This window comes from Mesorhizobium sp. M8A.F.Ca.ET.208.01.1.1, from assembly GCF_004791315.1.
Classification (GTDB): Bacteria; Pseudomonadota; Alphaproteobacteria; order Rhizobiales; family Rhizobiaceae; genus Mesorhizobium.
On sequence record NZ_SRUT01000007.1, the window covers coordinates 79,701 to 104,863 of the forward strand.

Here is a 25,163-nt window from a genome sequence, read left to right on the forward strand (position 1 = left end):
CGCCCTGCTAATATCCCGCCTTGCGGTCCACCAGATTGTCGAGCTTTTCGCCGCGCTCGAAAGCATCCATCTGGCGCAGCATGGTCGGTGCCAGGTGCACGGGATCGGAGGTCGCCGCGGCATGCGGCGTCACGAACACTTTCGGATGGGTCCACAGCGGGCTGGTCTTGGGCAGCGGTTCGACCTCGAACACGTCGAGGCTCGCTTCCTTCAGCGTGCCGTCGTCCAACGCCCGTATGATGTCGGCGTCCTTCTGCAGACGTCCACGCCCGGCATTGATCAGCACCGAGCCGCCAAGGCCGTTGCGCTTGCGCAACTCCTTCAGCACGCCGTAATTGATGATGCCTTGCGTGTCTGGAGTAAGCGGCAGAAGCACCACCAGAATGTCGGTGGCATTGAGGAATGGGATGAGGCCTGCTTCGCCGGAATAGGTCGCCACGCCCTTCATCGGCCGGTCGCTGCGCGACCAGCCATTGACCGCGAAGCCGAGTGACAGAAGCACCGAGGCCGCAGCCCGGCCGAGACTGCCGAGACCCATGATCCCGACGGAAATGTCCCCGGCCGGCCGCTGCAGCGGTTCGTGCCAGGTCTTCTTCAACTGCTGCGACCGGTAGAGCAGGCCCTGGCGGTGATGGTCGAGAACCCGCCAGACGACGTACTCGGTCATGTACTGCGTGAGGTTGTCGGCGACGACCTTGACGATCGGAACGTCGGGCAGGCCGGGGTCGGCGAAGATATGGTCGACGCCGGCGCCGATCGAGAAGATGGCGCGCAGATTGGGCAGCGACGACATCAAATTGGGCTTGTGCTTCCACACCACCGCATAGGTGATCGAAGGATCCTTGGCGCCGTCCGGCTCCAGCACCACCTCGCGCTCGGCCGACAAGAGGTCGCGCCAGCGTTGCGGATGAAAGCCGGTGACGGCTAGCAGGATACGGCCTTTTTCCATCGCGGTTCGTTCAATCCTTCCTTGTGCGGATCACTCGCTGACCGCGCCTGTCGGAGCCGTCTCGATCTTGAAGGCTGCCGAGATCAGCGCCCGAGTATAGTCGGTTTGCGGATTTCCAAAAATCTGTTCGGAAGGGCCGGCTTCGACGATCTGGCCGTTGCGCATGACGATGACGTCATTGGCCAGCGCCCGGATGACCTTGAGGTCATGGCTGATGAAGAGATAGGCGAGGTCGTGCTTGGCCTGCAAATTGCGCAGGAGATCGACGACCTGCGCCTGCACGCTCATGTCGAGCGCCGATGTCGGCTCGTCCAGCATGACGAAGCGCGGGTTGAGCACCATGGCGCGGGCGATGGCAACACGCTGGCGCTGGCCGCCGGAAAATTCGTGCGGATAGCGGTTGCGGGTCGCCGGGTCGAGGCCGACTTCGTTCAGCACGGCGGCGACCTTGTCGTCGCGCTCGTCGGGCGACAGTTTCGGCTCGTGGATCTTCAGGCCTTCCTCGATGATCTCGGCGATCGACATACGCGGGCTGAGCGAACCGAACGGATCCTGAAAGACGATCTGCAGTTCGCGTCTGAGCGGCCGCATGGCGTTGAAGGTGAGCTGGTTGATGTCGCGGCCGTTGAACTGAATGGTTCCGGTCGACGAGATCATGCGCGCCAGCGCCAGGCCGAGCGTCGTCTTGCCGGAACCCGACTCTCCGACCACACCGAGTGTCTGGCCGGCGCGCACCGTGACATCGATGCCGTCGACCGCTTTCACATGATCGACCGTGCGCCGGAAGAAGCCCTGCTTGATCGGGAACCACACCTTGATGTCCTTCCCGGTCATGACAGGCTTGGCGTCGGCATTGGCGGCCGGCGGCTTGCCTTTCGGCTCGGCGGCCAGAAGGTGGCGCGTATAGGGGTGCTGCGGGTTGGCGAAGATGTCCTTGGTTGGCCCGGTCTCGACGATCTTGCCCTTGGTCATCACGCAGACCCGGTCGGCGATCTTGCGCACGATGCCGAGGTCATGGGTGATGAACAGCATCGACATGCCCTTGCGGCTTTTGAGGCCCGCGAGCAGTTCGAGGATCTGTGCCTGCACCGTGACGTCGAGCGCCGTCGTCGGCTCGTCGGCGATCAGCAGTTCCGGCTCGTTGGCGAGAGCCATGGCGATCATGACGCGCTGGCGCTGGCCGCCCGAAAGCTGATGCGGATAGGCGTCGAGCCGCTTTTGCGGATCGCGAATGCCGACTTCGTTGAGCAGGGCCAGCGTGCGCGCCTTGGCCGGACGGTCGCCCATGCCCTGATGCAGCTTCAGGATTTCGACGATCTGATGCTCGATCGTGTGCAACGGATTGAGCGAGGTCATCGGCTCCTGAAAGATCATGGTGATCTTGTTGCCGCGCACCTGGCGCAATTGCTTCTCGCTCATGGCCAAGAGGTCGGTGCCCTGGAACAGGATCTTGCCCGACGGATGGCTGGCGCTGGGGTAGGGCAGCAGCTTCAGCACCGACAGCGCCGAGACCGATTTGCCGGAGCCGGATTCGCCGACCAGCGCCACCGTCTCGCCCCTGGCGATGTCGAACGAGATGTGGTCGACGGCAACGGACTGGCCGCCGCCCTGGCTGAAGGCGACGCTGAGGTCCTGCACGCTGAGCAAGGGCGCTCCGCTCATTTGAACGTCTTGCGCGGATCGAAGGCATCGCGCGTCGCCTCGCCGACAAAAACCAGCAGCGACAGCATCAGCGAGATGACGACGAAGCCCGATATGCCGAGCCAAGGCGCGTTGAGGTTGCGCTGCGCCTGCTTGAGCAATTCGCCGAGCGAGGCCGAACCCGGCGGCAGGCCGAAGCCGAGATAATCGAGCGAGGTCAGCGTCGAGATCGATCCGCTCAGCAAAAAGGGCAGGAAGGTCAATGTCGCCACCATGGCGTTGGGCAGCAGGTGCCGGAACATGATGGTGCGGTTGGGTACGCCGAGCGCGCGGGCGGCGTTGACATATTCGAAGTTGCGGGCGCGCAGGAACTCCGCCCGCACCACCCCGACCAGCGCCACCCAGGAGAACAACAGCATCAGGCCGAGCAGGATGAAGAAGCCCGGCGGCAGGATGGCGGCGACGATGAGCAGCAGATAGAGCACCGGAATGGCCGACCAGATCTCGATGAAGCGCTGGAACAGCAGATCCGTCCAGCCGCCGAAATAGCCTTGCAAGGCACCAGCCCCAACGCCGATGAGAGCCGAGCCGGCGGTCAGGATCAGGCCGAACAGCACCGAAATGCGGAAGCCGTAGATGACGCGCGCCAGCACGTCGCGTGCCTGGTCGTCGGTGCCGAGCCAGTTCCAGTTGCCGACATTGCAGGCTGGGTCATCGGCTCCTTGCGGATACTGGTTGCAGCGCGTCTCGGCGTCGTATTGCCAGGACGGCTTGGCGGGTGCCGCTTCCGGGATGGCGTTGTTGACGGTCTGGTAGGAATAGCGGATCGGCGGCCAGATCATCCAGCCATGGGCATTGATTTCGTCCTGGATCACCGGGTCGCGGTAATCCGTGACCGCATAGAAGCCGCCGAATTTTTCTTCGGGGTAAGCGACCATCACCGGAAACAGGATTTCGCCCTTGTAGGAAGCGATGATCGGCTTGTCGTTGGCGATGAATTCGGCAAACAGCGACAGCACGAACAGGATGAGGAAGATCCATAGCGACCAGTAGCCGCGCCGGTTGGCCTTGAAATTCTGCAGGCGGCGCTTGTTGAGCGGCGACAGGAACGGCCGTGGGAGCCGCTCCGGCAAGACACCGGCGGTAACGCTTGCCTCCGACATCAGACGTCTCTCCGCTCGAAATCGATGCGCGGATCGACCCAGGTGTACATCAGGTCGGACAGGAGCCCGATGAACAGGCCAAGAAGCGAGAAGATGTAGAGATTGGCGAAAACCACGGGATAGTCGCGCTCGACCACCGACCGGAAGCCGAGCAGGCCGAGCCCGTCGAGGGAGAAGATATTCTCGATCAGCAGCGAGCCGGTGAAGAAGGCCGAGATGAAGGCACCGGGGAAGCCGGCGATGACGATCAGCATGGCATTGCGGAAGACGTGGCCGTAAAGCACCTGCCGTTCCGACAGGCCCTTGGCGCGCGCCGTCACCACATACTGCTTGCGGATTTCCTCCAGGAACGAGTTCTTGGTCAAAAGCGTCGTCGTGGCGAAGGCCGACAGCACCAGCGCCGTCAGCGGCAAGGTCATGTGCCAGGCATAGTCGGCGATCTTGGCCGGCCACGACAACTGATCCCAATTGTCGGAGACAATGCCGCGCAACGGGAACCAGTCCCAGAACGAGCCGCCGGCAAACAGCACCATCAGAAGAATGCCGAACAGGAAGCCCGGAATGGCATAGCCGACAATGACGACGCCGCTGGTCCAGACGTCGAAGGGGGTGCCGTCCCTGACCGCCTTGCGGATGCCGAGCGGGATCGAGATCAGATAGGACAATAACGTGATCCAGAGCCCGATCGAAATCGAAACGGGCATCTTCTCCAGGATCAGGTCGAGCACCGAAATATCGCGGAAATAGCTGTTGCCGAAATCGAACCTGGAATAATTCCACAGCATCATGCCGAAGCGCTCGAGCGGCGGCTTGTCGAAGCCGAACTGCTTCTCCAGCTTCTTGATGAATTCCGGATCGAGACCCTGGGCGCCGCGATATTTCGAGCTGACGTCGCCGGCCGCGTCGAAATTGGAACCGCCCGCATCGCCGCCGCCACCGCCGAGGCGGTCGCTGCCGCCCTGGTTGGTCAGCTTGGCGATGACCTGCTCGACCGGGCCGCCAGGCGCGAACTGGATGACGGCGAAGGATATCGCCATGATGCCGAACAGCGTCGGGATCATCAAAAGGATGCGGCGCAGTATATAGGCGCCCATCAGATGGTATCCTCCTCAGGGAGAGCCACCGTGTCCGGCGGCACCCCCAAGGCAGTCGCTTCAGGCCAATTGTCGACGCCGGCGCCGCCCCTCATTGTCCTGCCGGACATTTCTCCCCGTATAGGGACGGGGAGAAATGGGCTGGCCATGATCTCGGCGCTCTTATCGCGACGCTTGTAGTTGGCGAAATCACTGATCAGAGCACCCCTCTCCCCGTCACTATACGGGGAGAGGATGCCGGCAGGCAGGTGAGGGGCAGCGCCAACGCCCGCAAGAAATTCAGCCTTTGCCAATTTTTGCCGCCTTGCCCTTATCGAACCACCACAGCGCCTCGACCGGAAAGCCGAAATCGGGCTTTTGCTCGACAAAGCCGAACATGTCCCAATAGGCGACGCGGTGATTCGCCAGATAGTATGTTGGAATCCAGTCTAGCCGCGCGCGCAAGACCCGGTCGAGCGCTCTCAGCGCCGCGACGAGTTCTGCGCGGCTTTGCGCCTTGCCGGCCGCCACGATCAGCGCATCGATGGCCTTGCTTTTCGTACCCGGATAATTGCGCTGCCCCGGTGTGTCAGCCATCCGGGAATCATAGAGCATTTCCAGCCCGTCATCAGTCGGTGTCGCTCCGATCGACCAATGGAGCATGTTGAGATCGAAGTCGAAATCGCTCTGCCGCTGTTCATATTGCGCTGAATCGACTTGCCTGATCGATGCGTCGATTCCGATCGCCTTCATATTCTCGGACCACGGAGTGTAGATGCGAACGATGCCGTCATCCTCCGCCAGCATTTCAACCCGCAGCCGCTCACCCTTGTCGTTGACGAGGAAACTGCCCGCGCGCTTCCAGCCGGCTTGCGCAAGCAACCGCGAAGCCTCGCCCAGCTGCTTGCGGTCATGGCCCGAACCGTCGGAGAGGGGCTGCGTTACGGCTTCACCAAAGACCTCTGGCGGCAACTCGGCTCGGAACGGCTCCAGCAGGGCCAATTCCTCAGGCGAGGGCAGGCCTTCGGCTTTGTAATCCGACCGTTCGAAATTCGATTGAGCGCGTTCGTAAGAGCCGTAAAACAACGCCCGCTTCATCCACTCGAAATCGAAGCATCTGGCGATCGCTCGTCGCACCCGTTCGTCGCGAAATTGCGGGCGACGCTGGTTAAGCGCGACGCCCTGCATGTCCGGCGTCTTTTCGCCGGGAAATTCCCGTTTGACGACCTTGCCGTCCTTCAACGCTGGAAAGTCGTATCCGGTCGCCCAGACACGCGCGGTGAATTCCTCGCGAAAATGCGTATCGCCCTTTTTGAAGGCCTCGAATGCCGCCTGCCGGTCGAGATAGAAGTCGATGCGGATACGGTCGAAATTGTACAGACCGCGGTTCACCGGGAGATCGCGGCCCCAATAGTCGGCCACGCGGTCATATTCGACAGTCTGTCCGGCCGCGACGCGTCCGATCCTGTAGGGCCCCGAGCCAAGCGGCGGTGTCATCGTTGAGGCATCGAAATTGTTGGCCGTATAAAAGGCCTTGGACACGATCGGCATTCCGACGACCGCTAGGATGTTTTGCGCGGACTGTTCGCCATTGAAGGTCAGGGCAAGGGTGACGGGATCGACCGCGACCGCCTCCGTCATATGCCGCAGCGCCTTGGAAAGGTTCGGGTGGCCTTGGTCCTTGTACAGCTTCAGCGCGGAGGCGACGTCTTCGGCGGTCAGCGGCGAGCCGTCATGGAAACGCGCTTGCGGCCGAAGCGCGAAGCGGAAGCCGTTGCGGTCTTGCGACAGCGTGACGGACTCGGCAAGCAGGCCGTAGACCGCATCCGGCTCATCGAGCGCGCTTGCCATCAGGGAATCGAAGCAGAGTTCGGCGCGCGGCGGCGCCTCTCCTTTCAACACCAGGAAATTCAGTGTGTTGAAAGTCAGGAAGCTCTGATTGAGGGTTGCGCTGGGCGGCGTGAAATTCATCTGGCCGCCCTTGGGAGCGTCCGGATTGACATAGTCGAAATGCGCAAAATCCGGTCTGTATTTGAGGTCGCCGAAGGCCGACAGGCCGTGCAGCTTGATCCCGGTGGCAATGTTTGCGAAAGCCTTGCCCGGCAACAAGGCGGCGGCAGTGGCAGCTGCGCCAAGAGCGAGAAAGTCGCGGCGGGGCAGGGCCGTCATCGATTGCCGCCCCATCAATTACCGCCTTTGTATTTGGCCGCCAGCGCCTTTTCTTTGTCGAGATCGACCCACCAGGAATCGATGTCGGCGCCGACATAGGCAGGCTGCTTGTCGGGGAACTTGAACTTGTTCCAATAGGCCAGCCAGACGGCGGAACGGTAATATTGCGGCACCACGTAGAAGTTCCACAGCAGGATGCGGTCGAGTGCGTGGGTGGCGGCGACGAGATCATCACGATCGGTGGCGAAGATGATGCGATCGACCAGCGCATCGACGATAGGATCCTTGATGCCCATCAGGTTGCGCGAACCGGGCGCGTCGGCGGCCTTGGAACTCCAGAAATCGCGCTGCTCGTTGCCAGGCGACTCCGACTGGCCGAACAGACCCGTCACGACATCGAAATCGAAATGGTTCACACGGTTGATGTACTGCGTCTGATCGATGATGCGTAGGGTAGCGTCGACGCCGATCTTGCGCAGGTTGGCAATGTAGGGGCTGGCGATCACCTGGTCTGTGTCGTTCCAGCCGAGGATCTCGAACTTGAACGGTGCGCCTGTCTTGGCGTTGACCATCTTGCCGCCCTTGATGACCCATCCGGCCTTGGCGAAGAGATCGACGGCCTGCTTCAGATACTTCCGTTCCGCTTGCGGCGAATCGTAGACAGGCAGCTTGAACTCCTGAGTGAAGAGGTCCGGCGGCAGCTTGTCGCGATATTTTTCCAGGATTTCCAGTTCCTTGCCCTGCGGCAATCCGCTGGACGCCAGTTCGGTACCCTGGAAATAGCTCGATGTACGGGTATTGAAGCCGAAGAACAGCGTGCGATTCATGCTCTCGAAATCGAATGGTATGGTCAGTGCTTCGCGGACCAGCCGGTCCTGGAACAGCGGCCGCCTCTGGTTGAGAACAAAGCCCTGCATCGGCTGTGGCGACTGGGTCTGGAAGTCCTTCTTGACGACGTCGCCTGCCTGGATGGCCGGGAAATTATAGGCCGTCGCCCATTTGCGAGAACTGTATTCGCGGTTGATGTCTTCCAGCCCACCTTTGGTGAAGGCAAGCCAGGCGGCATTGTCGTCGAGGATGTAGGTGTATCGGCGCGTGTCGAAATTCTCGCGGCCGATCTTTACCGGCAGCTTAGCCGCCCAATAGTCCGGCACGCGCTGCCAGACGATTTCCGAACCGGGTTTGAAGCTGGCGATCTTGTAGGCGGCCGAGCCGAGCGGGATTTCCAGCGTCGGCTTGGTGACATCGCGCTTCTTGCCGCTGGCATCGGTGCCCTCCCACCAGTGTTTCGGCAGCACGGCAAGGTCGCCCATGATCTTGGGCAGTTCCCGGTTGCCCTTCTGGTTGAAATGGAATTCGACCTCGCGATCGGAGATGGCGACCGCATCGGTGACGTTCTCGAAATAGCGGCTGTATTGCGGGCTGTTGGCCTTCAGCACCTGGAACGACCAAATCACATCGTCGACGGTGATCGGCTGGCCATCATGCCATTTGGCGCGCGGGTCGAGCCGGTAAGTCGCCGAGGAATAGTCAGCCGGGTATTTGTAGGCGTCGGCGATCAGGGGATGGCTGACGCTGCCCTCATCGGTCGCCTGTTCCATCAGCGTGTCGTAGAGCAGGCCGCCGCCGAAGCCCACAAGACCCGCGGCAGGCGATCCCTGGACGACATAGGGGTTGAAGCTGTCATAAGTGCCGAGCAGCACCGAATTCAGCGTGCCGCCCTTGGGCGCGTTCGGATTGACGTAGTCATAGTGCTGGAAATTGTCGCCGTATTTGGATTGGCCGATCAGCGATGAGGTTGTCCGCCACTCGTCGGCCCGGGTCGTCTGCAACCCTGCTACCAGCAGGGCCGCCGCCAGCAGCGACTTGAGAAGCGTTCGGCCAACCGTCATGCACTCTCCCTTTCGCGATGCGTGCCAGATCATCCAGAAGGGCGATCCTAGATGATTTGACGCTCGTGGAAACCGCAATGCGCCGGCTTTGTCGCCGCACCGCGCATTTTCCCAACAAAAAAGCCGGGCTGAACCCGGCTTTTTCAAGGACGTCGAGATGACAATCCGGTTATTTTGCCGGCGCTGCCGGAGCGGCCGGCGCCGCGGGCTTGGCCGGTGCGGCGCCGTCAGCGGGCTTGGCGGGCGCGGAGGCATCAGCAGCGGCGCCCGGTGCCGGCAGCGGCTTGGGATTGTCCGACAGTGTGCGCAGATAAGCGATGACGTTGGCGCGGTCCTCGTCCTTGGGCAGGCCGGCAAAGCCCATGGCCGTGCCCTTCACGAATTTCTTCGGCGAGGTGATGAAGTGGTTGATGTTGTCGTAGGTCCACTTCTCTGTGCCGCCCTTGGAGAATTCCTTCATGCCGGCCGAATAGGCGAAGCCTTCATGCTCGGCGACAGGGCGATCGACGAGATCCCACAGATCCGGGCCGACCTTGTTGGGGCCGCCCTTTTCGCCTGAATGGCAGGCCTGGCACTTCTTGAAGACGGCAGCACCGGCCTCGACATTGGCGGTCGCCAAGAGGTCGGCGATCGGCTTGGCTTCGGCGGCTGGAGCGGCAGCGCCGCCTTCGGCCGGTTCGGCGGCCTCGATGGCGAAGCCGGGCTTTTCCGGCGCCGGCGAGGCAAACAGCGCGTCCGACACAATGCCGACCGAGAAGACGACGAAAACGGTTCCGAGCAATCCGGCGAGCAGCTTGTTGACTTCGTTGGAATCCATACGCCCCTTGCTCCCTTTTCCGGCGGACCGAACCGTCCACTCCGTCCGTCGGTATCGAGACCTGCCCTCCAGGGCCGGTCAAATCGGGCGGAAACTAGGTCTTTTGCTCCAGCGTTGCAACACCTATAAGGGCGCTGCCAGTGAGACCTTTTGCCACTTTTCCTTGTCCTCTTTTCGAACGCCTCGCCAGACCGATGTCCACCTTGATCCTGATCCCGGCCCGCATGGCCTCGACCCGCCTGCCGGGCAAGCCGCTGGCCGACATTGCCGGCGCCCCGATGATCGTCCATGTCGCGCGCCGCGCGGCCGAAGCCGGGCTTGGCCGGGTGGTGGTGGCGACCGACACGCAAGGCGTGGCCGAAGCGGTGCGCGCGCATGGTTTCGAGGCGGTCATGACGCGCATCGACCATGAATCGGGTTCCGACCGCATCCACGAAGCTCTGTTGGCGCTCGATTCCCGAGGCGAGGTCGAAACGATCGTCAATGTGCAGGGCGACCTGCCGACCATCGATCCCGGCATCATCGCCGCGTCGCTCAGGCCGTTCGAGGACGCCGCGGTGGATATCGCCACGCTCGGCGTCGAGATCGTCCGCGAGGAGGAAAAGACCAATCCCAACGTCGTCAAGATCGTCGGGTCGCCGCTGTCGGCCACGCGGCTGAGGGCGCTCTATTTCACGCGCGCCACGGCACCTTGGGGCGAGGGGCCGCTCTATCACCATGTCGGTCTCTACGCCTATCGGCGCGCGGCGCTGGAACGCTTCGTCGCGCTGAAGCCGTCGCCGCTGGAGCGCCGCGAGCGGCTTGAGCAGTTGCGGGCACTGGAAGCCGGCATGCGCATCGACGCCGAGATCGTGCAGTCGCTGCCGCTCGGCGTCGACACGCCTGTAGACCTGGACCGCGCCAGGGAAATCCTTTCAAACTGAGATATCGGCATGCCTGAAAAGACCAACAGAATATCCTTCCAGGGCGAGCCCGGCGCCAATTCCGACACCGCCTGCCGCAACGTCTATCCCTCGATGGAGCCGTTGCCGTGCCCGACCTTCGAGGACGCCTTCAATGCCGTCGAGACCGGCAAGGCCGATCTCGCCATGATTCCGATCGAGAACACCATCGCCGGACGCGTCGCCGACATCCACCACCTCCTGCCGGAATCCAGGATGCACATCGTCGGCGAATATTTCCTGCCGATCCATTTCCAGCTGATGGTGCTGCCCGGCGTCAAGCGCGACGAGATCAAGACCGTACACACACATATCCACGCGCTCGGCCAATGCCGCAAATACATCCGCAAGAACGGCTGGAAGGGAGTAGTCGCCGGCGACACGGCGGGTGCAGCCAAAATGGTCTCCGAGGTCAAGGATCGCACTATGGCCGCGCTGTCGCCGGCGCTGGCCGCGACGCTCTACGGGCTCGACATCATCGAGGAGAACGTCGAGGACACCGACAGCAACGTCACCCGCTTCGTCGTCCTGACCAAGAGCAAGCAATGGGCCGAGCGCACGTCACCCGACGTCAAGATGATGACGACCTTCATCTTCCGCGTCCGCAACGTGCCGGCCGCGCTCTACAAGGCCATGGGCGGCTTCGCCACCAACGGCATCAACATGACCAAGCTCGAGAGCTACCAGCTCGGCGCCTTCACGGCGACGCTGTTCTACGCCGACATCGAGGGCCATCCCGACGATCCGCTGGTCAAGCTGGCGCTGGACGAGCTTCGCTTCTTCTCGCGCGAGGTGCGGATTCTCGGCGTCTATCCGGCCAGCGAGTCGCGCGAGCAGTGGAAGGTGGCGGATTGAGCTACCAGCCCAGCGGCACGTAGTCGATTTCCATGAAGGTCTCGACCTCCGGCACCCAGCGGTCGCGCACGAAGGCGACATGGTCGGGATGGTCGTTGTACCTGGTGTAGGCGGCCTGGTCGGCGAACTCCATCGAGAAGCCGAACTGATAGTCGTTCATGGGGCTGACCTGCCGCAATTGCTCGAAATGCGTGACGCCCCGGATCGCCGAGAGGATTTTCCTGGCGTCGACGAGAAACCGCTTTTCCTCCAGCGAGTGCGGCGGATGCTTCAGCGTGAAGACGACGGTGTGACGGATCATTTGTCTCTCCTGCAATGACTTCGATGACTATTCGCTGTCGACCCAGGCGCGGATGAGGTGATGCGCGATGGCGCCTTTCGGCGGGGTGACCAGCGTGTCGGGATGCGTGCGGTCCAGCATCAGGCGAACCTCGTCGCGCAAAAACCAGCGGCAATCCTCCAGTTCGTTGAGGTCGGCCTGGATGTCTTCGTTGAGCGGCTCGCCGAAGCATCCGATCATCAGCGAATAGGGGAACGGCCAGGGCTGGCTCGCGTGGTAGACGACGCGGCCGAGCCGGATCCCGGCCTCCTCCAGCGTCTCGCGGCGCACCGCCGCCTCGATCGTCTCGCCGGGCTCGATGAAGCCGGCAAGTGCCGAATACATGCCCGGCGCGAAGTGCCGGCCACGCCCGAGCAGGCATTTGTCCCGCGTCGCCGTCAGCATGATCGCCACCGGGTCGGTGCGCGGAAAATGCTCGGTGCCGCAATTCGGGCAATGGCGCTTGTAGCCGCCCGCCCGCATCTGCGATTGCGTGCCGCATTTGCTGCAGAAGCGGTGGCTGGCGTGCCAGGCGAGCAGGGCCGCCCCTTGTGCCATCGCGCCGGCGGCGGCCTCGTCGATCAGTCCTTGCATATAGACCGAGCGGTAATCGATCGCCTTGACGGTTTCGGGCAACTGTTCGGCATCGATGCCGGCCAGCACCGCCAGCACCGGCCCCTGTTCGGAAAACCCGAGCAGGACGCCCTGGTCGAAGGAAGGGCTGAAGGGATCGCTCTCGGCGATGCGGTACCAAGGGTCGAAACCGCCATCGGCGAGTTTCAGGTAGAGCCGGCCGCCATTCATCAAAAGCAGCCGTGTCGTCGGATCGGCCAGCGCCTTGTCGACCGAATCGTCGGCGCGGTTCTCGGATTGCCGGTCGATCGTGTTGCCGGCAAAGCCGACGAACTGGCTCGGCTCGCGCACGGGCGCGTCAAACAGGCGAAAGCTCATATGGACTCTGTGCTTTGGGATGGACATGCTTGGGATAGACACAGGGAAGGCTTATAGCGCTGCCCTTATCGTTTCGGCAAACCGGCGCAGGTCGGAGCGCTGATAGGGCTCGCGCAGGCCATACCCCCACACCGGGCCGGGCCAGCCGGGATCCCCCTCGGATCGTGCGACGATATGGATATGCAGTTGGCGCACGATGTTGCCGAGCGCGCCGGTGTTGATCTTGGTGCAGCCGCTCACCTTCTTCAGCGCCTGCGCCACCATATTGGTCTCGAAGGTCAGCATCGCCTGGTCGAGCGGCGTCATGTCGTGGATCTCCTCCGCGCCCGGCCGCTGCGGCACCAGGAGCAGCCACGGCCAGCGGCGGTCGTTCATCACCCGCAATTCGCACAGCCCAAGCCACATCAACTGCTCGCTGTCAGCCTCCAGCCGGGCATCCAGCGTGAATCCGGCCTTCAGGCCCGGCAGCATCGGCGTTTCCCTTGCTTTTCTTGGCTTCCTCAAACCCTGAACGCTAAAGCGGCTGCATCGGGGCTGCAAGCGAATCTCGCGGTTCGCGGTGCCGATTTGCCTGCGCACTTGCATTTCGTCGCGCAATTGCCGATATGGACAGCGGGAGGTTGGTGGTGGACGATCCACTCGCCAACCGGGTCAGGTCCGGAAGGAAGCAGCCCTAACGAGCCCGGAACGGGTCATTGTTCCAGCCTCCCACCTCATCGGCCCTCCTCGCGACATTGACGACGCATTGCAGCGCGGGCGAGACTATGCGCAGGAATCGGCGCTTTGGGCGCGGCCTTTTGGAGCTTAACGGCGAATGAGCGAAGCCGGAAATTCGGGGCCCGATAGTTTGGCGACAGGCAAGGCCGCGGCCTACCGTGTGCTGGCGCGCAAATACCGTCCGTCGAATTTCTCCGAGCTGGTCGGCCAGGAGCCGATGGTGCGCACCCTCACCAACGCCTTTGCCACCGGCCGCATCGCCCAGGCCTGGATGCTGACCGGCGTGCGCGGCGTCGGCAAGACCACCACCGCGCGTATCCTGGCGCGGGCCCTGAATTATAAAACCGCCACCGTTGACCAGCCCTCGGTCGACCTCGCCGTGCTTGGCGAGCATTGCCAGGCGATCATGGAAGGCCGCCATGTCGACGTCATCGAGATGGACGCCGCCTCGCACACCGGCATCGACGACATCAGGGACATCATCGAGCGCGTGCGCTATGCGCCCGTCTCAGCCCGCTACAAGGTCTACATCATCGACGAAGTGCACATGCTGTCCACGCAGGCCTTCAACGGCCTGCTGAAGACGCTGGAAGAACCGCCGCCGCACGTCAAATTCATTTTCGCCACCACCGAGATCCGCAAGGTTCCGATCACCGTCCTGTCGCGCTGCCAGCGTTTCGACCTGAGGCGCATCGATGCCGGTGCGCTGGTCGCGCATCTCTCCTCGATCGCCGGCAAGGAAGCCATTTCGGTCGACGACGACGCTCTTGCGATGATCGCGCGCGCGGCGGAAGGTTCCGCCCGCGATTCGCTCTCCATTCTCGACCAGGCGATCGCCCATGGCGCCGGCTCGGTCAGCGCAGAAGCGGTGCGCGCCATGCTGGGCCTGGCCGACCGCGCCCGCATCGTCGATCTGTTCGAACACGTGATGAAGGGCGATGTGGCAGCGGCACTCGGCGAATTCCGTGCGCAATACGACACCGGCGCCGATCCGGCCGCCGTGCTGACCGATCTTGCCGAGTTCAACCATCTGGTCACCCGGCTGCGTTTCGTGCCGACCGCGATGGACGATGCCTCGCTGTCGCAGGACGAGCGCCAGCGCGGCGCCGATTTCGCCAGGGCGCTGTCGGTGCGCGTGCTGTCGCGGACCTGGCAGATGCTGCTCAAGGGCATTCCCGAGGTACAGTCCTCCAACCGGCCGGTCAGTGCCGCCGAAATGGTGCTGATCCGGCTGGCGCACGCCGCCGATCTGCCGACATTGGACGAGGCGCTGAGATCGCTGGAGAGTGGCGCCTCGGCAACCGGCGCCGCGCCACGCCCGAACGGCGCGCCCGTTAACCCCGGCAATGGCGGTGCTGGCGGCAATGGCGCCAGCGCCGTGGCGCAGGCGCGCATGCCTGGCGGCTCGGGCGGCGCGCAGATCATGCGGCTGGTCGAGGCCACGCCCGCTCCGGCCGCCTTCGTCGCGCCCCCGCAGCCGGCGCCGGAGACGCAAGCCGTACCGCTGAAATCGCTGGCCGACATCGTTGCCCTTGCCGACGCGCAGCGCGACGTCGCCTTCAAGGTGCTGGTCAAGCGCTGCATCCGTCTGGTGCGCATCGAACCTGGCCGCATCGACGTCGGCCTGACCGACGATGCGCCCAAGATGCTGCTCAACGAACTGACGACGAAACTGCGCGCCTGGACCGGCCGCAGCTGGCTGGTGTCGCTTTCCAAGGAGGAGGGCGGCCAGACGCTGGCCGAAATGGAATCGACGAAGCGTGAAAACGCCTTCCTCGATGCCAGGAACGACCCGACCGTCGCCGCCTTCCTGACCCGCTTTCCCGGCGCCAAGATCATCGATGTGCGCATTCCCGACACGCCGGACGCCGAAGCGAGCGAGGCCGAAATGCCGGTCGAGCCGCCGGCCGATGACGACGAACCCTGATATCCAGCACTAATCCGCAAAGGATCGGACCATGAAAGATCTTCTCGGCCTGATGGGCAAGGCGAAGGAAATGCAGGCCAAGTTCCAGGCCATGCAGGATGAGATCGCCACGGTCGAAGCCGTCGGTCAGGCTGGCGGCGGCCTGGTCAGCATCATTTTGAGCGGAAAGTTCGACATCAAGTCGCTGAAGATCGACCCGTCCTTATTCAAGGAAGACGAGGTCGAAATCCTCGAGGATCTGATTCTTGCCGCGCACAATGACGCCAAGGCCAAGGTCGAGCAGATCATGCAGGAAAAGACCAAGGCGCTGACCGCAGGCCTGCCCATTCCGCCAGGAATGAAACTGCCTTTCTAGCGCTCGGTGCGCCATGATCGACGAGCCGTCCGAAAGACTGATCGAGCAGCGTATCCGCAACAGGATCTACGAGATTCTGGAAATTCTCGCCGATTGCGATGCGGGTGTCGATCTGGTCGGCATCAAGGGCTACTTCAATCTCTTCGAGGATTTCGTGCACCGCCCGTCGATCGAGGCCGGCACGTCGGCGCTTTCGAAGGACGAACGCGCGATCGTGCTGGAAATTGCCGAATTCCTGGAGGCGGCCTCCGAAACGAATCCTGATTTTACCAAGGCCGAGTTCATCGACAGCGCCTGGCCGGGCAAGATCGCGCCGGCGGCCAGGGAGGCGCGGGCGCTGTTTCTCAGGCGGGGCCTGTTTTCAGAGAAGATCGAAGAGGTCGAACCCGGTCGGCCGGCGGCAATCGCTGCTGGGCGATAAGCTCTCCCGGGAAAAGCACATGGCGTTTCCCCAGGGGAATTGCGGCGAAACGAAGAGAGAGCGGTCATCGTCTGTGTGAAACGACGGCTCGATCTATCTGGAAAGCCTCAATTTGTGTCAATTCGGCAACAGTCCGCCGTTAATAACGTTTTGGCCATCATTTTGCCCGAAAGTGTCTCATTCTTGCCGCAGCCTGGGGGCGGGCATTGAAGTGAGAGGGTTACCTGTTGATCGCCACGCGATGGAAGACGCCGCTGTTGCTCGGCGTCGTCACGTCTCCCCTTTTCTTGGCCGCTTGCAGCCAGACCACCTCGCACGGCATGTCGGTTGCCAGCCTGACCGACGCCATCACGCCGAGTTTCCTAAGTTCGCGCGCCTACAGTCACACGCCGAAGGACAGGGAATGCCTCGAACGGGCGATGTTCTTCGAATCCAACCGGTCGAGCCGCGATGGCATGATCGCCGTCGGCACGGTGGTGATGAACCGGCTGCGCTCGGGCAACCACGGCAGCACCATCTGCCAAGTGGTGGGTGAACCCGGGCAGTTCGCGCCGGGCGTCATGACCAGGCCGATGAATTCGCGCGCAATGCCCGATGTCGAGGAGGCCGCCGACGCCGTGCTCAAGGGCGAGCGCAAGGCCAAGCTCAAGAACACGATGTATTTCCATACCGCCGGTCTGCGCTTCCCCTACAAGAACATGCACTACACCATGGTTGCCGGCGGCAATGCCTTCTACGAAAAGCGCGGCCGCAACTGGCAGCCGCTGCCGGATGAACCGACGGTTGCCATTGCCTCGGCCGAGCAGCCAGCCGCCTTGCCAGGCGTGCCTGCGGTGCGCGTCGCTTCCGCCGAGCCCGTACCTGCGGCCAAGACATCCGCTCGCATCGCTCCAGTCCAGCAGGTCTACATGACCGCCGCGGCGGAGCCGGCACGCCCCGGGAAGACGGCAACCGCCCGCACCGCTGCGGCCCAGGAGACCTATGTCACTGCGTCCGCGGCGCCGACGGCAAAGTCCGCACGCGTCTCGGCGAAGCCGACACTGGTCGCCATGCAGGAGCCGATGGAGGAGCCGGATGTCGCCCGTTTCGGCGGAACCTTGACCGGCGGAACCTCGAACAAGAGGGTGATCTCCTCGGTTGAGGGCGAGCCACAGGAAGCGGCGATGGGCTTCCAGCCGACGCCTGAAAACACCGACGCGATCGGCGCGATGATCGTCAGCCAGGGCCGCCCGCTCGAAACCAACTGATGCGTGTCGCAAACCCGCAATGGCAGGATGGCGGGACATTCGCGGACGCCGGATGTTTCAAAGCGCTCTGAAAAATCCTAGATCAGGGCGATGTCCAAGCGAATCGCCGGTCCCGAGATCGAACGCCTGATCCAACTCCTGGCCAAGGTGCCGGGGCTTGGCCCCCGGTCGGCCAGGCGCGCGGCACTGCACCTGATCAAGAAGAAGGAACAGTTGCTGTCGCCGCTCGCTGCCGCCATGGGCGAGGCCGCCGACAAGGTGCGCATCTGCTCCACCTGTGGCAATGTCGACACCTCGGATCCTTGCATGATCTGTACCGATCCACGCCGCGATGCCGCCACCTTGATCGTCGTCGAGGACGTCTCGGATCTCTGGGCACTGGAGCGGGCGGCGGCGATGAATGTGCGTTACCACGTGCTTGGCGGCACGCTGTCGCCACTCGACGGCATCGGCCCCGATCAGCTCAACATACGCTCGCTGATCGACCGCATAGCCGGCGGCGAGGTCAAGGAACTGATCCTCGCCGTCAACGCGACGGTCGAGGGCCAGACCACCGCGCACTACCTCACCGATCAGCTCTCCGGCTTCGAGGTCAAGATAACGCGGCTGGCGCACGGCGTACCGGTCGGCGGTGAACTCGACTATCTCGACGAAGGCACGCTGGCCGCGGCACTGCGCTCGCGAACGGCGTTTTGACACGATTGCGGAGAGGATGCGCACGATGATTGCCACGCATCTTTCGAAGCTGGTGGTGCACGCTACAGAACGCGGCTTTCGCAAGTTCAGCTTTGCATTCTTTCTTGCAGCGCTCTTTGCCCTCATCGCTGCCCCCGCGTTCGCCTCCAAGATCGACGGCCAGTTCAGGACCTGGCTCCAGACCGATCTCTGGCCCGACGCCAAGGCGAAAGGCATTTCCAAAAATACGTTCGACGCCGCGTTCAACGGCATCAAGCCCAATCTCAATCTCCCCGACCTTGTCATGCCAGGCGAGAAACCGAAGACGCCGCAGAAGCAGCACCAGGCCGAGTTTGGTTCGCCCGGCGCCTATTTTGCCGAGAAGACGGTTCGTGCGGTGACGTCGGGCGGACGCACCCGCGAGGCCGCCAATGCCCGCACGCTTGCCGCGATCGAAAAGCGCTATGGCGTGCCGGGCGAAATCCTTCTGGCGATCTGGGGCCGCGAGACCGGCTTCGGCGCGGCGAAGATGCCCTACGACGCCTTCGAAGTGCTGGGCACCAAGGCGTTCATGTCGACGAAAAAGGATTTCTTCCGCACGGAACTGCTGGCGGCGCTGGAAATCGTCCAGCGCGGGCTGGCCCCGGTTGGCGCGATGAAATCGTCCTGGGCCGGGGCGCTCGGCCAGCCGCAATTCATGCCGACCTCTTTCCTCAAGCATGCCGTCGATTTCGACGGCGACGGCCGCGTCGACATCTGGAATTCGACGCCCGACGTGCTGGCCTCGATCGCCAATTATCTTGTCCATTATGGCTGGGTGAGGGGACGCGGCTGGGGTTTCGAGGTGATCGTACCTGAGAGCGTCTCCTGTTCGCTGGAGGGCCCGGACCAGGGCAAAAAGATCTCGCAATGGGCCGCCATGGGCATTGAGCGCGTCGGCGGTAAAGCCTTCCCGGCGAGCGAGCTGAAGGCGGAAGGTTTCCTGCTGATGCCGGCCGGGCGCAGCGGCCCGGCCTTCATCGCGACCCCCAATTTCTACGTGCTGAAGCAATACAACACCAGCGACCTCTACGCGCTGTTCATCGGCCATGGCGCCGACCGCATCGCCCATGGCGATCAGAATTTTTCCGGTAGCTGGGGTCCGGTCGGCGATCTCCACCGCTCCGACATCGCCACCCTGCAGCGGGCCCTGGAAGCCAAAGGCTATGATGTTGGCAGCGCCGACGGTCTGCCCGGCTTCAAGACCCGCCGCTCGATCGGCAGATGGCAGGAAAAGAATGGTCAGGCCGCCACCTGTTTTCCCGATGCCGGCCTGGTCGCCGCGCTGAAATAGCATCGAATTTTAGCAGATTTTTCCCGATCCCCGGCATCATTTGGCCGGCGCATGCGTCGACACGCCGCTGTGTATTCTGATCCACTGAGGCCGTCTCGCAAATCCTCGTTGCCGGGCTGGGAGTCGCCGGATAAGGTGTTGACCAACTGGACAAAAACCACGACGGTAGCGAGTCAAGGGCTTTCATTGGAGCCCTGAAAGAACACCGCAACCCTGAGCCGGGAACTCAGGTCAACAAACAACAAAACAGGGAACAATCATCATGATGATGGAAAAGCTTGCTCTACGATCCCGCATCTTGCTGGCGGGCGCCGCCATGTCGGCGCTGCTTCTGGCCGGAGCGCCGGCTGGCGCGGTCACCCCCGCCGACACGCTTGTCGAAGGTTTTGCCATCGACGACATCATCTCGATGGATCCGGGCGAGGCGTTCGAGCTGTCGACCGCCGAGGTCACCGGCAACACCTATGATCTTCTTGTCCGCCTCGACCTCAGCGACACCTCCAAGGTCAAGCCCGATCTCGCCGCAAGCTGGACCGTCTCCGACGATGGCCTGACCTATACGTTCAAGCTCAAGCCGGGCCTGAAATTCGCCTCAGGCAACCCGATCACCGCCGCCGACGTCGCATGGTCGTTCGAGCGCGCCGTCAAGCTGGACAAGAGCCCCGCCTTCATCATCGGCCAGTTCGGCATTAGTGGCGACAACGTCACCGAAAAGGCCAAGGCGGTCGACGACACCACCTTCCAGTTCACCGTCGACAAGGCCTATGCGCCAAGTTTCGTGTTGAACTGCCTGTCGGCCACCGTTGCCTCCGTTGTCGACGCCAAGCTGGTCAAGGAACATGTCGCGGCGGTCACGCCGAGCGCCGACTACAAATGGGACAACGACTTCGGCAACGCCTGGCTGAAGACAGGCTATGCCGGCTCGGGCGCCTTCAAGCTGCGCGAATGGCGTGCCAACGAGGCCGTCGTCCTGGAACGCAACGACAATTACTACGGCGAAAAGGCCAAGCTCGCCCGCGTCATCTACCGCAACATGAAGGAAAGCTCGGCGCAACGCCTGGCGCTCGAAGCCGGCGATATCGACGTTGCCCGCAACCTCGAACCGAACGACCTCGACGCCATCGCCAAGAACGCCGACCTCACCTCGACCAGCGCGCCCAAGGGCACCGTCTACTACATCAGCCTCAACCAGAAGAACCCGAACCTCGCCAAACCCGAGGTGCGTCAGGCCTTCAAATATCTGGTCGACTATGATGCGCTGGGTTCGACCATCCTCAAGGGCATCGGCGAGATCCACCAGACCTTCCTGCCCAAGGGCGTGCTGGGCGAACTCGACGAAAACCCCTTCAAGCTCGACGTCGCCAAGGCCAAGGAATTGCTGGCCAAGGCTGGCTTGGCGGACGGCTTCAGCGTCACCATGGACGTGCGCACCGGCCAGCCGACCACCGGCATGGCGGAATCCATCCAGCAGACGCTCGGACAGGCCGGCATCAAGCTGGAGATCATCCCTGGCGACGGCAAGCAGACGCTGACCAAATACCGCGCCCGCAACCACGACATCTATATCGGCAATTGGGGCCAGGATTATTTCGATCCGAACTCCAACGCGCAAACCTTTGCCTCGAACCCGGACAATTCGGATGCCGGCAAGTCCCACACGCTCGCCTGGCGCAACAGCTGGGACATTCCGGATCTGACCAAGCAAACGGAAGCAGCCCTGCTCGAGAAGGACTCGGGCAAGCGCGCCGATATGTACAAGGATCTCGAGAAGAAGATTCTCGACACCAGCCCGTTCGTCATCATCCACCAGCAGCTGGAAGTTGCCGGTCTGCGCAAGAACCTCAAGGGCTTCGCGCTCGGTCCGAGCTTCGACACCAACTTCGTCGGGCCGGTCTCCAAGGAATAGTGTTCGCGGACACGCCGCATGAGCACGATTGAAAACGAAAGCGGGCGCGGCAGCGCCCGCGCCGTCGCCCTTGCGTCATCGCTTGGCCGCTTCCTGGTCATTGCGGTGACGACCTATCTCGGTCTTCTCGCGGTCACTTTCTTCATTGGCCGCGTCATCCCGATCGACCCGGTGCTGGCCGTGCTCGGCGACCGGGCACCCGCCAATGTCGTGGAGCGAACGCGCCGCGAGATGGGCCTCGACCTGCCGTTGATCGAGCAGTTCTACATCTATGTGAAACATGCGCTGAGCGGCGATTTCGGCATCTCCGTGCTGACCACCAATCCCGTCATGACCGACATCCGCCGCGCTCTTCCCGCAACGACGGAACTGGCGACATTGGGGACACTGATCGGCGCGCTGTTCGGTGTGCCGCTGGGAGTGCTGGCCGCGGTCAAACGCGGCAGCCTCGTCGATCAGATTGTGCGCATCATCGGCCTGATCGGCTATTCCGTGCCCATCTTCTGGCTGGGCCTGCTGGCCCTGGTGCTGTTCTACGCCAAGCTGCAATGGGTGGCCTTCCCGGCACGGCTCGACGTGGTCTACGAATACACTTTCACGCCGGTCACCGGCTTCTACCTGCTCGACTCCGCGATGCAGGGACAGTGGGATGTCTTTTACGACGCCTTCCGGCACATCATCCTGCCGGCCTCGCTGCTCGGCTATTTCTCGCTCGCCTATATCAGCCGCATGACGCGCTCGTTCATGCTCAATGAACTCGCCCAGGAATACGTCGTCGCCGCGCGCGCCAAGGGCCTGTCGGAAACCCGCATCATCTGGGGCCACGCGCTGCGCAATGCCGCCGTGCCGATGGTGACCGTGATCGCGTTGTCCTATGCCGGGCTGCTCGAGGGCTCGGTGCTGACCGAGACCGTCTTCTCCTGGCCGGGCATCGGCCTCTACATCACCAACTCGCTGCAGAACGCAGACATGAACGCCGTGCTCGGCGGCACCATCGTCATCGGCTCGGTGTTCATCGGCATCAATCTCCTGTCCGATCTTCTCTACCGCGTGCTCGACCCGAGGACGAAGACCGGATGAGCAGAGGTATCGCGCTTTCGGGCTTGGCTGCGGCAAATCACCCCCACTCCGGCCCTTCGGGCCACCTCTCCCCCTGTCCGGGGGAGAGGAAAAGGCAGCCGCACGCCTGGCGCCTTTCCTCTCCCCCGTCGACCGGGGGAGAGGTGGTCTGCGAAGCAGACCGTAGTGGGGGTCGACGGCTTCAAGAGGCATCGTCATGACCGTCTCCGACGCCCGCCCCTTCTCCCGTCGCGAATGGTTGCTATCGGAGCGGCCGGCCTCTCGCATGCAGGCAAGGCTCGGTCGCGCCTATGTCGCCTGGCGGCGCTTTTCCGCCAATCGTTTGGCCTTTGTCGGCCTGCTCATCATCATCGCCCTGCTGCTCGTCGCCGCCCTTGCCGGTGTGCTGGCGCCGTATTCGCCGACCTTCGGCGACCTGAAGAACGCGCGTCTGCTGGCGCCGAGTGCCCAGCACTGGTTCGGCACCGACGATCTCGGCCGCGACATCTATTCGCGCATCCTCTACGGTTCGCGTTGGACGCTTTATGTCGTCGTCCTGGTCGCCATCATCGCCGCACCCATCGGGCTCCTGGTCGGCACCGTCGCCGGCTATGCCGGCGGCTGGACCGACGCGATCCTGATGCGCGTCACCGATATCTTCCTTGCCTTCCCCAAGCTGGTGCTGGCGCTGGCCTTCGTCGCCGCCCTTGGCCCCGGCATCGAGAATGCCGTGCTGGCGATCGCCATCACCTCCTGGCCGCCCTATGCCCGCATCGCGCGTGCCGAGACGCTCACCGTGCGCAACTCGGACTACATCAAGGCGGTGCAATTGATGGGCGCCTCTCCCTTCCGCATCGTGCTGCGCCACATCATGCCGCTGTGCATCTCCTCGCTGATCATCCGCGTGACGCTCGACATGGCCGGCATCATCCTGACGGCCGCGGGCCTCGGCTTCCTCGGCCTTGGCGCGCAGCCGCCGCTGCCGGAATGGGGCACCATGATCGCTTCGGGCCGCCGCTTCATCCTCGACCAATGGTGGGTGGCCGGTGCGCCGGGCTTCGCCATCCTGATCGTCAGCCTCGGCTTCAACCTGCTCGGCGACGGCCTGCGTGACGCGCTCGATCCTCGGAGTGGTGACCAATGAACGGCCGAACTGGGACACTGCTTGAGGTGGATGATCTGCGGGTCACCTTTCCAACCCGCACGGGCATGATCGAGGCGGTGCGCGGCGTTTCCTTTTCGCTTGGCCGCGAACGGCTCGGCATCGTCGGCGAGTCCGGCTCGGGCAAGTCGCAAACGGGCCGCGCCATCATGGGCCTGACGCCGCCGCAGGCCCGGATATCGGCCAACAAATTGACCTTCGACGGCATCGACCTGCTCGGCATCTCGCCACGCCAACGCCGCGCGTTGCGGGGCAACCGCATCGCCATGATCCTGCAGGATCCGAAATATTCGCTCGACCCCGTGATGAGCATCGGCCGCCAGATCGTCGAGACGCTGCGCACGCACGAAAAGGTCGGCAAGGCCGAGGCGCGCGAGCGCGCGCTGGCCATGCTCGAGGCGGTGCAGATCCGCGATCCCGCACGGGTCTTCGACCTGCACCCGCACGAAGTGTCCGGCGGCATGGGCCAGCGCGCCATGATCGCCATGATGCTGATCGCCGGGCCGGAAATGATGATCGCCGACGAGCCGACCTCGGCGCTCGACGTCACCGTGCAGCTCGATGTGCTCGGCATCCTCGACCGGCTGGTCGCGGAGCGGGGCATGGGACTGGTCTTCATCTCGCATGATCTGCGCCTGGTTTCCTCCTTCTGCGACCGCGTCATCGTCATGTATGCCGGCAAGGTGGTCGAACAGCTCAAGGCCTCGGAACTCAGCCAGGCCCAGCATCCCTACACGCGCGGCCTGCTCAACTGCATGCCCAAGATCGGCGCTGACCGTCACCCGCTGCCTGTGCTCGACCGCAAGCCGGAGTGGGCGGCATGACATCAGCGATTGCCGTGGACACGCTGGAGGTGATCTTCGACCGCTTTCGCGCGCTGAAGGGCGTCAGCCTTGATGTACAGCCGGGTGAATCCTTCGGCCTGGTCGGTGAATCCGGTTCCGGGAAATCGACATTGCTGCGAGCCATCGCCGGTCTCGCGCCGGTCGCCTCGGGCAGCATCGCCGTCAACGGCAAGACGCTCGGCGCGCGCCGCGATAAGGCCTTTTACCGCGAAGTGCAGATGGTCTTCCAAGATCCGTATGGGTCGCTGCACCCGCGCCAGACGGTCGACCGCCTGCTGCAGGAGCCGCTCGCCATCCACGGCTTTGCCGACGGCGAAAAGCGCATCGAGCGCGCGCTCGACGAGGTCGGCCTCGGCAACGGTTTTCGCTTCCGTTACGCGCACCAGCTCTCGGGCGGCCAGCGCCAGCGTGTCGCGATCGCCCGCGCGCTGATCCTCGAGCCCTCGATCCTGCTGCTAGACGAGCCGACCTCGGCGCTCGACGCCTCCGTGCAGGCGGAAGTGCTCAACCTGCTGGAGGAAGTCCGGCGGCGGCGCAAGCTGACCTTCCTGATGGTCAGCCACGACCTCGCCATCATCACCCATATGTGCGAGCGGCTGATGGTGATGCAGGGCGGCGAGGCAGTGGAAAATCTGGTGGCGAACGATCTGGTCGAGCGCCGTGTGACCAAGGATTATACGCGCAACCTGCTGCGAGCCAGCGACGGGTTTGTAAGAACCGCCTGAATTCGCTCTTCCTGTGCACAG

23 protein-coding genes and 1 other RNA gene are annotated in these 25,163 nt (G+C 63.2%); 14 read left to right on the plus strand and 10 right to left on the minus strand.

Features of this window, described 5'->3' with window-relative positions; genetic code table 11:
• Positions 1 to 7: 7 nt before the first annotated feature.
• The 7 genes from EN851_RS26180 to EN851_RS26215 all read right to left on the minus strand — a co-directional run bounded on the left by EN851_RS26180 (position 8) and on the right by EN851_RS26215 (position 9,704).
• Positions 8 to 949 carry a glyoxylate/hydroxypyruvate reductase A gene (locus tag EN851_RS26180; protein WP_127278434.1) on the minus strand — a complete coding sequence of 314 codons (942 nt, stop codon included), beginning with the start codon at positions 947 to 949 and terminating at the stop codon, positions 8 to 10.
• 30 nt (positions 950 to 979) lie between these two features.
• Positions 980 to 2,611 carry an ABC transporter ATP-binding protein gene (locus tag EN851_RS26185; RefSeq protein WP_135930300.1) on the minus strand — a complete coding sequence of 544 codons (1,632 nt, stop codon included), beginning with the start codon at positions 2,609 to 2,611 and terminating at the stop codon, positions 980 to 982.
• Positions 2,608 to 3,753, minus strand: coding sequence for an ABC transporter permease (locus EN851_RS26190; protein ID WP_135930301.1), 1,146 nt, complete (start codon positions 3,751 to 3,753; stop codon positions 2,608 to 2,610). Before EN851_RS26190 ends, EN851_RS26185 begins: the two co-directional genes overlap by 4 nt.
• Positions 3,753 to 4,847: a microcin C ABC transporter permease YejB gene (locus EN851_RS26195; RefSeq protein ID WP_135862143.1), complete on the minus strand. Its 1,095-nt coding sequence runs from the start codon at positions 4,845 to 4,847 to the stop codon at positions 3,753 to 3,755. The genes EN851_RS26190 and EN851_RS26195 overlap by 1 nt, the downstream gene beginning before the upstream one ends.
• A gap of 279 nt (positions 4,848 to 5,126) precedes the next feature.
• Positions 5,127 to 6,995 (minus strand): extracellular solute-binding protein, encoded by a 1,869-nt coding sequence (locus EN851_RS26205; RefSeq protein WP_135930302.1) that lies wholly within the window; start codon positions 6,993 to 6,995, stop codon positions 5,127 to 5,129.
• 14 nt (positions 6,996 to 7,009) lie between these two features.
• Entirely contained in the window at positions 7,010 to 8,887 is a 1,878-nt protein-coding gene (locus EN851_RS26210) for an extracellular solute-binding protein (RefSeq protein WP_135930303.1), read from the minus strand.
• A 169-nt stretch (positions 8,888 to 9,056) separates the two neighbouring features.
• A complete protein-coding gene (locus EN851_RS26215; RefSeq protein WP_127870715.1) occupies positions 9,057 to 9,704 on the minus strand; it encodes a cytochrome c family protein in 648 nt (215 codons plus the stop codon).
• A 194-nt stretch (positions 9,705 to 9,898) separates the two neighbouring features.
• Between EN851_RS26215 and EN851_RS26220 the strand changes: the two genes are divergently transcribed.
• Positions 9,899 to 10,627 carry a 3-deoxy-manno-octulosonate cytidylyltransferase gene (locus tag EN851_RS26220; RefSeq protein ID WP_135921089.1) on the plus strand — a complete coding sequence of 243 codons (729 nt, stop codon included), beginning with the start codon at positions 9,899 to 9,901 and terminating at the stop codon, positions 10,625 to 10,627.
• Positions 10,628 to 10,636: 9 nt separating this feature from the next.
• On the plus strand, positions 10,637 to 11,500 hold the full coding sequence (locus EN851_RS26225; protein WP_135921087.1) for a prephenate dehydratase: 864 nt from the start codon (positions 10,637 to 10,639) through the stop codon (positions 11,498 to 11,500).
• A 1-nt stretch (position 11,501) separates the two neighbouring features.
• Here EN851_RS26225 and EN851_RS26230 read toward each other — a convergent pair whose 3' ends face one another.
• Genes EN851_RS26230 through EN851_RS26240 form a run of 3 tightly spaced genes read right to left on the minus strand, consistent with a single transcriptional unit; the run spans position 11,502 to position 13,241 of the window.
• Positions 11,502 to 11,801: a Dabb family protein gene (locus tag EN851_RS26230; protein ID WP_135916849.1), complete on the minus strand. Its 300-nt coding sequence runs from the start codon at positions 11,799 to 11,801 to the stop codon at positions 11,502 to 11,504.
• Positions 11,802 to 11,828: 27 nt separating this feature from the next.
• Positions 11,829 to 12,770, minus strand: a complete 942-nt coding sequence (gene nudC / locus EN851_RS26235; RefSeq protein ID WP_127870717.1) for an NAD(+) diphosphatase — start codon at positions 12,768 to 12,770, stop codon at positions 11,829 to 11,831.
• Between the two features lie 51 nt (positions 12,771 to 12,821).
• On the minus strand, positions 12,822 to 13,241 hold the full coding sequence (locus EN851_RS26240) for an HIT family protein (RefSeq protein ID WP_135921085.1): 420 nt from the start codon (positions 13,239 to 13,241) through the stop codon (positions 12,822 to 12,824).
• 144 nt (positions 13,242 to 13,385) lie between these two features.
• Here EN851_RS26240 and ffs point away from each other — a divergent pair.
• The 12 genes from ffs (at position 13,386) to EN851_RS26300 (ending at position 25,142) form a co-directional block, all read left to right on the plus strand.
• Positions 13,386 to 13,482: signal recognition particle sRNA small type (ffs, locus tag EN851_RS26245), an RNA gene on the plus strand.
• Positions 13,483 to 13,584: 102 nt separating this feature from the next.
• Positions 13,585 to 15,414, plus strand: coding sequence for a DNA polymerase III subunit gamma/tau (locus tag EN851_RS26250; protein ID WP_135930304.1), 1,830 nt, complete (start codon positions 13,585 to 13,587; stop codon positions 15,412 to 15,414).
• A gap of 31 nt (positions 15,415 to 15,445) precedes the next feature.
• A complete protein-coding gene (locus EN851_RS26255) occupies positions 15,446 to 15,769 on the plus strand; it encodes a YbaB/EbfC family nucleoid-associated protein (RefSeq protein ID WP_127280300.1) in 324 nt (107 codons plus the stop codon).
• Positions 15,770 to 15,782: 13 nt separating this feature from the next.
• Positions 15,783 to 16,190 carry a hypothetical protein gene (locus tag EN851_RS26260; RefSeq protein ID WP_135930305.1) on the plus strand — a complete coding sequence of 136 codons (408 nt, stop codon included), beginning with the start codon at positions 15,783 to 15,785 and terminating at the stop codon, positions 16,188 to 16,190.
• Between the two features lie 227 nt (positions 16,191 to 16,417).
• On the plus strand, positions 16,418 to 17,437 hold the full coding sequence (locus tag EN851_RS26265) for a cell wall hydrolase (protein WP_135930306.1): 1,020 nt from the start codon (positions 16,418 to 16,420) through the stop codon (positions 17,435 to 17,437).
• A 90-nt stretch (positions 17,438 to 17,527) separates the two neighbouring features.
• On the plus strand, positions 17,528 to 18,133 hold the full coding sequence (gene recR, locus EN851_RS26270; RefSeq protein WP_127280959.1) for a recombination mediator RecR: 606 nt from the start codon (positions 17,528 to 17,530) through the stop codon (positions 18,131 to 18,133).
• A gap of 25 nt (positions 18,134 to 18,158) precedes the next feature.
• A complete protein-coding gene (locus tag EN851_RS26275; RefSeq protein WP_135930307.1) occupies positions 18,159 to 19,445 on the plus strand; it encodes a lytic murein transglycosylase in 1,287 nt (428 codons plus the stop codon).
• Between the two features lie 262 nt (positions 19,446 to 19,707).
• Positions 19,708 to 21,351: an ABC transporter substrate-binding protein gene (locus EN851_RS26280; protein ID WP_135882896.1), complete on the plus strand. Its 1,644-nt coding sequence runs from the start codon at positions 19,708 to 19,710 to the stop codon at positions 21,349 to 21,351.
• A gap of 18 nt (positions 21,352 to 21,369) precedes the next feature.
• Positions 21,370 to 22,431, plus strand: a complete 1,062-nt coding sequence (locus EN851_RS26285; protein WP_127278745.1) for an ABC transporter permease — start codon at positions 21,370 to 21,372, stop codon at positions 22,429 to 22,431.
• Between the two features lie 196 nt (positions 22,432 to 22,627).
• Positions 22,628 to 23,554 carry a nickel transporter permease gene (gene nikC, locus EN851_RS26290; RefSeq protein ID WP_127870723.1) on the plus strand — a complete coding sequence of 309 codons (927 nt, stop codon included), beginning with the start codon at positions 22,628 to 22,630 and terminating at the stop codon, positions 23,552 to 23,554.
• Positions 23,551 to 24,396, plus strand: a complete 846-nt coding sequence (locus EN851_RS26295; protein ID WP_135882893.1) for an ABC transporter ATP-binding protein — start codon at positions 23,551 to 23,553, stop codon at positions 24,394 to 24,396. The genes nikC and EN851_RS26295 overlap by 4 nt, the downstream gene beginning before the upstream one ends.
• A complete protein-coding gene (locus tag EN851_RS26300; RefSeq protein WP_127870724.1) occupies positions 24,393 to 25,142 on the plus strand; it encodes an ABC transporter ATP-binding protein in 750 nt (249 codons plus the stop codon). The genes EN851_RS26295 and EN851_RS26300 overlap by 4 nt, the downstream gene beginning before the upstream one ends.
• Positions 25,143 to 25,163 lie beyond the last annotated feature (21 nt).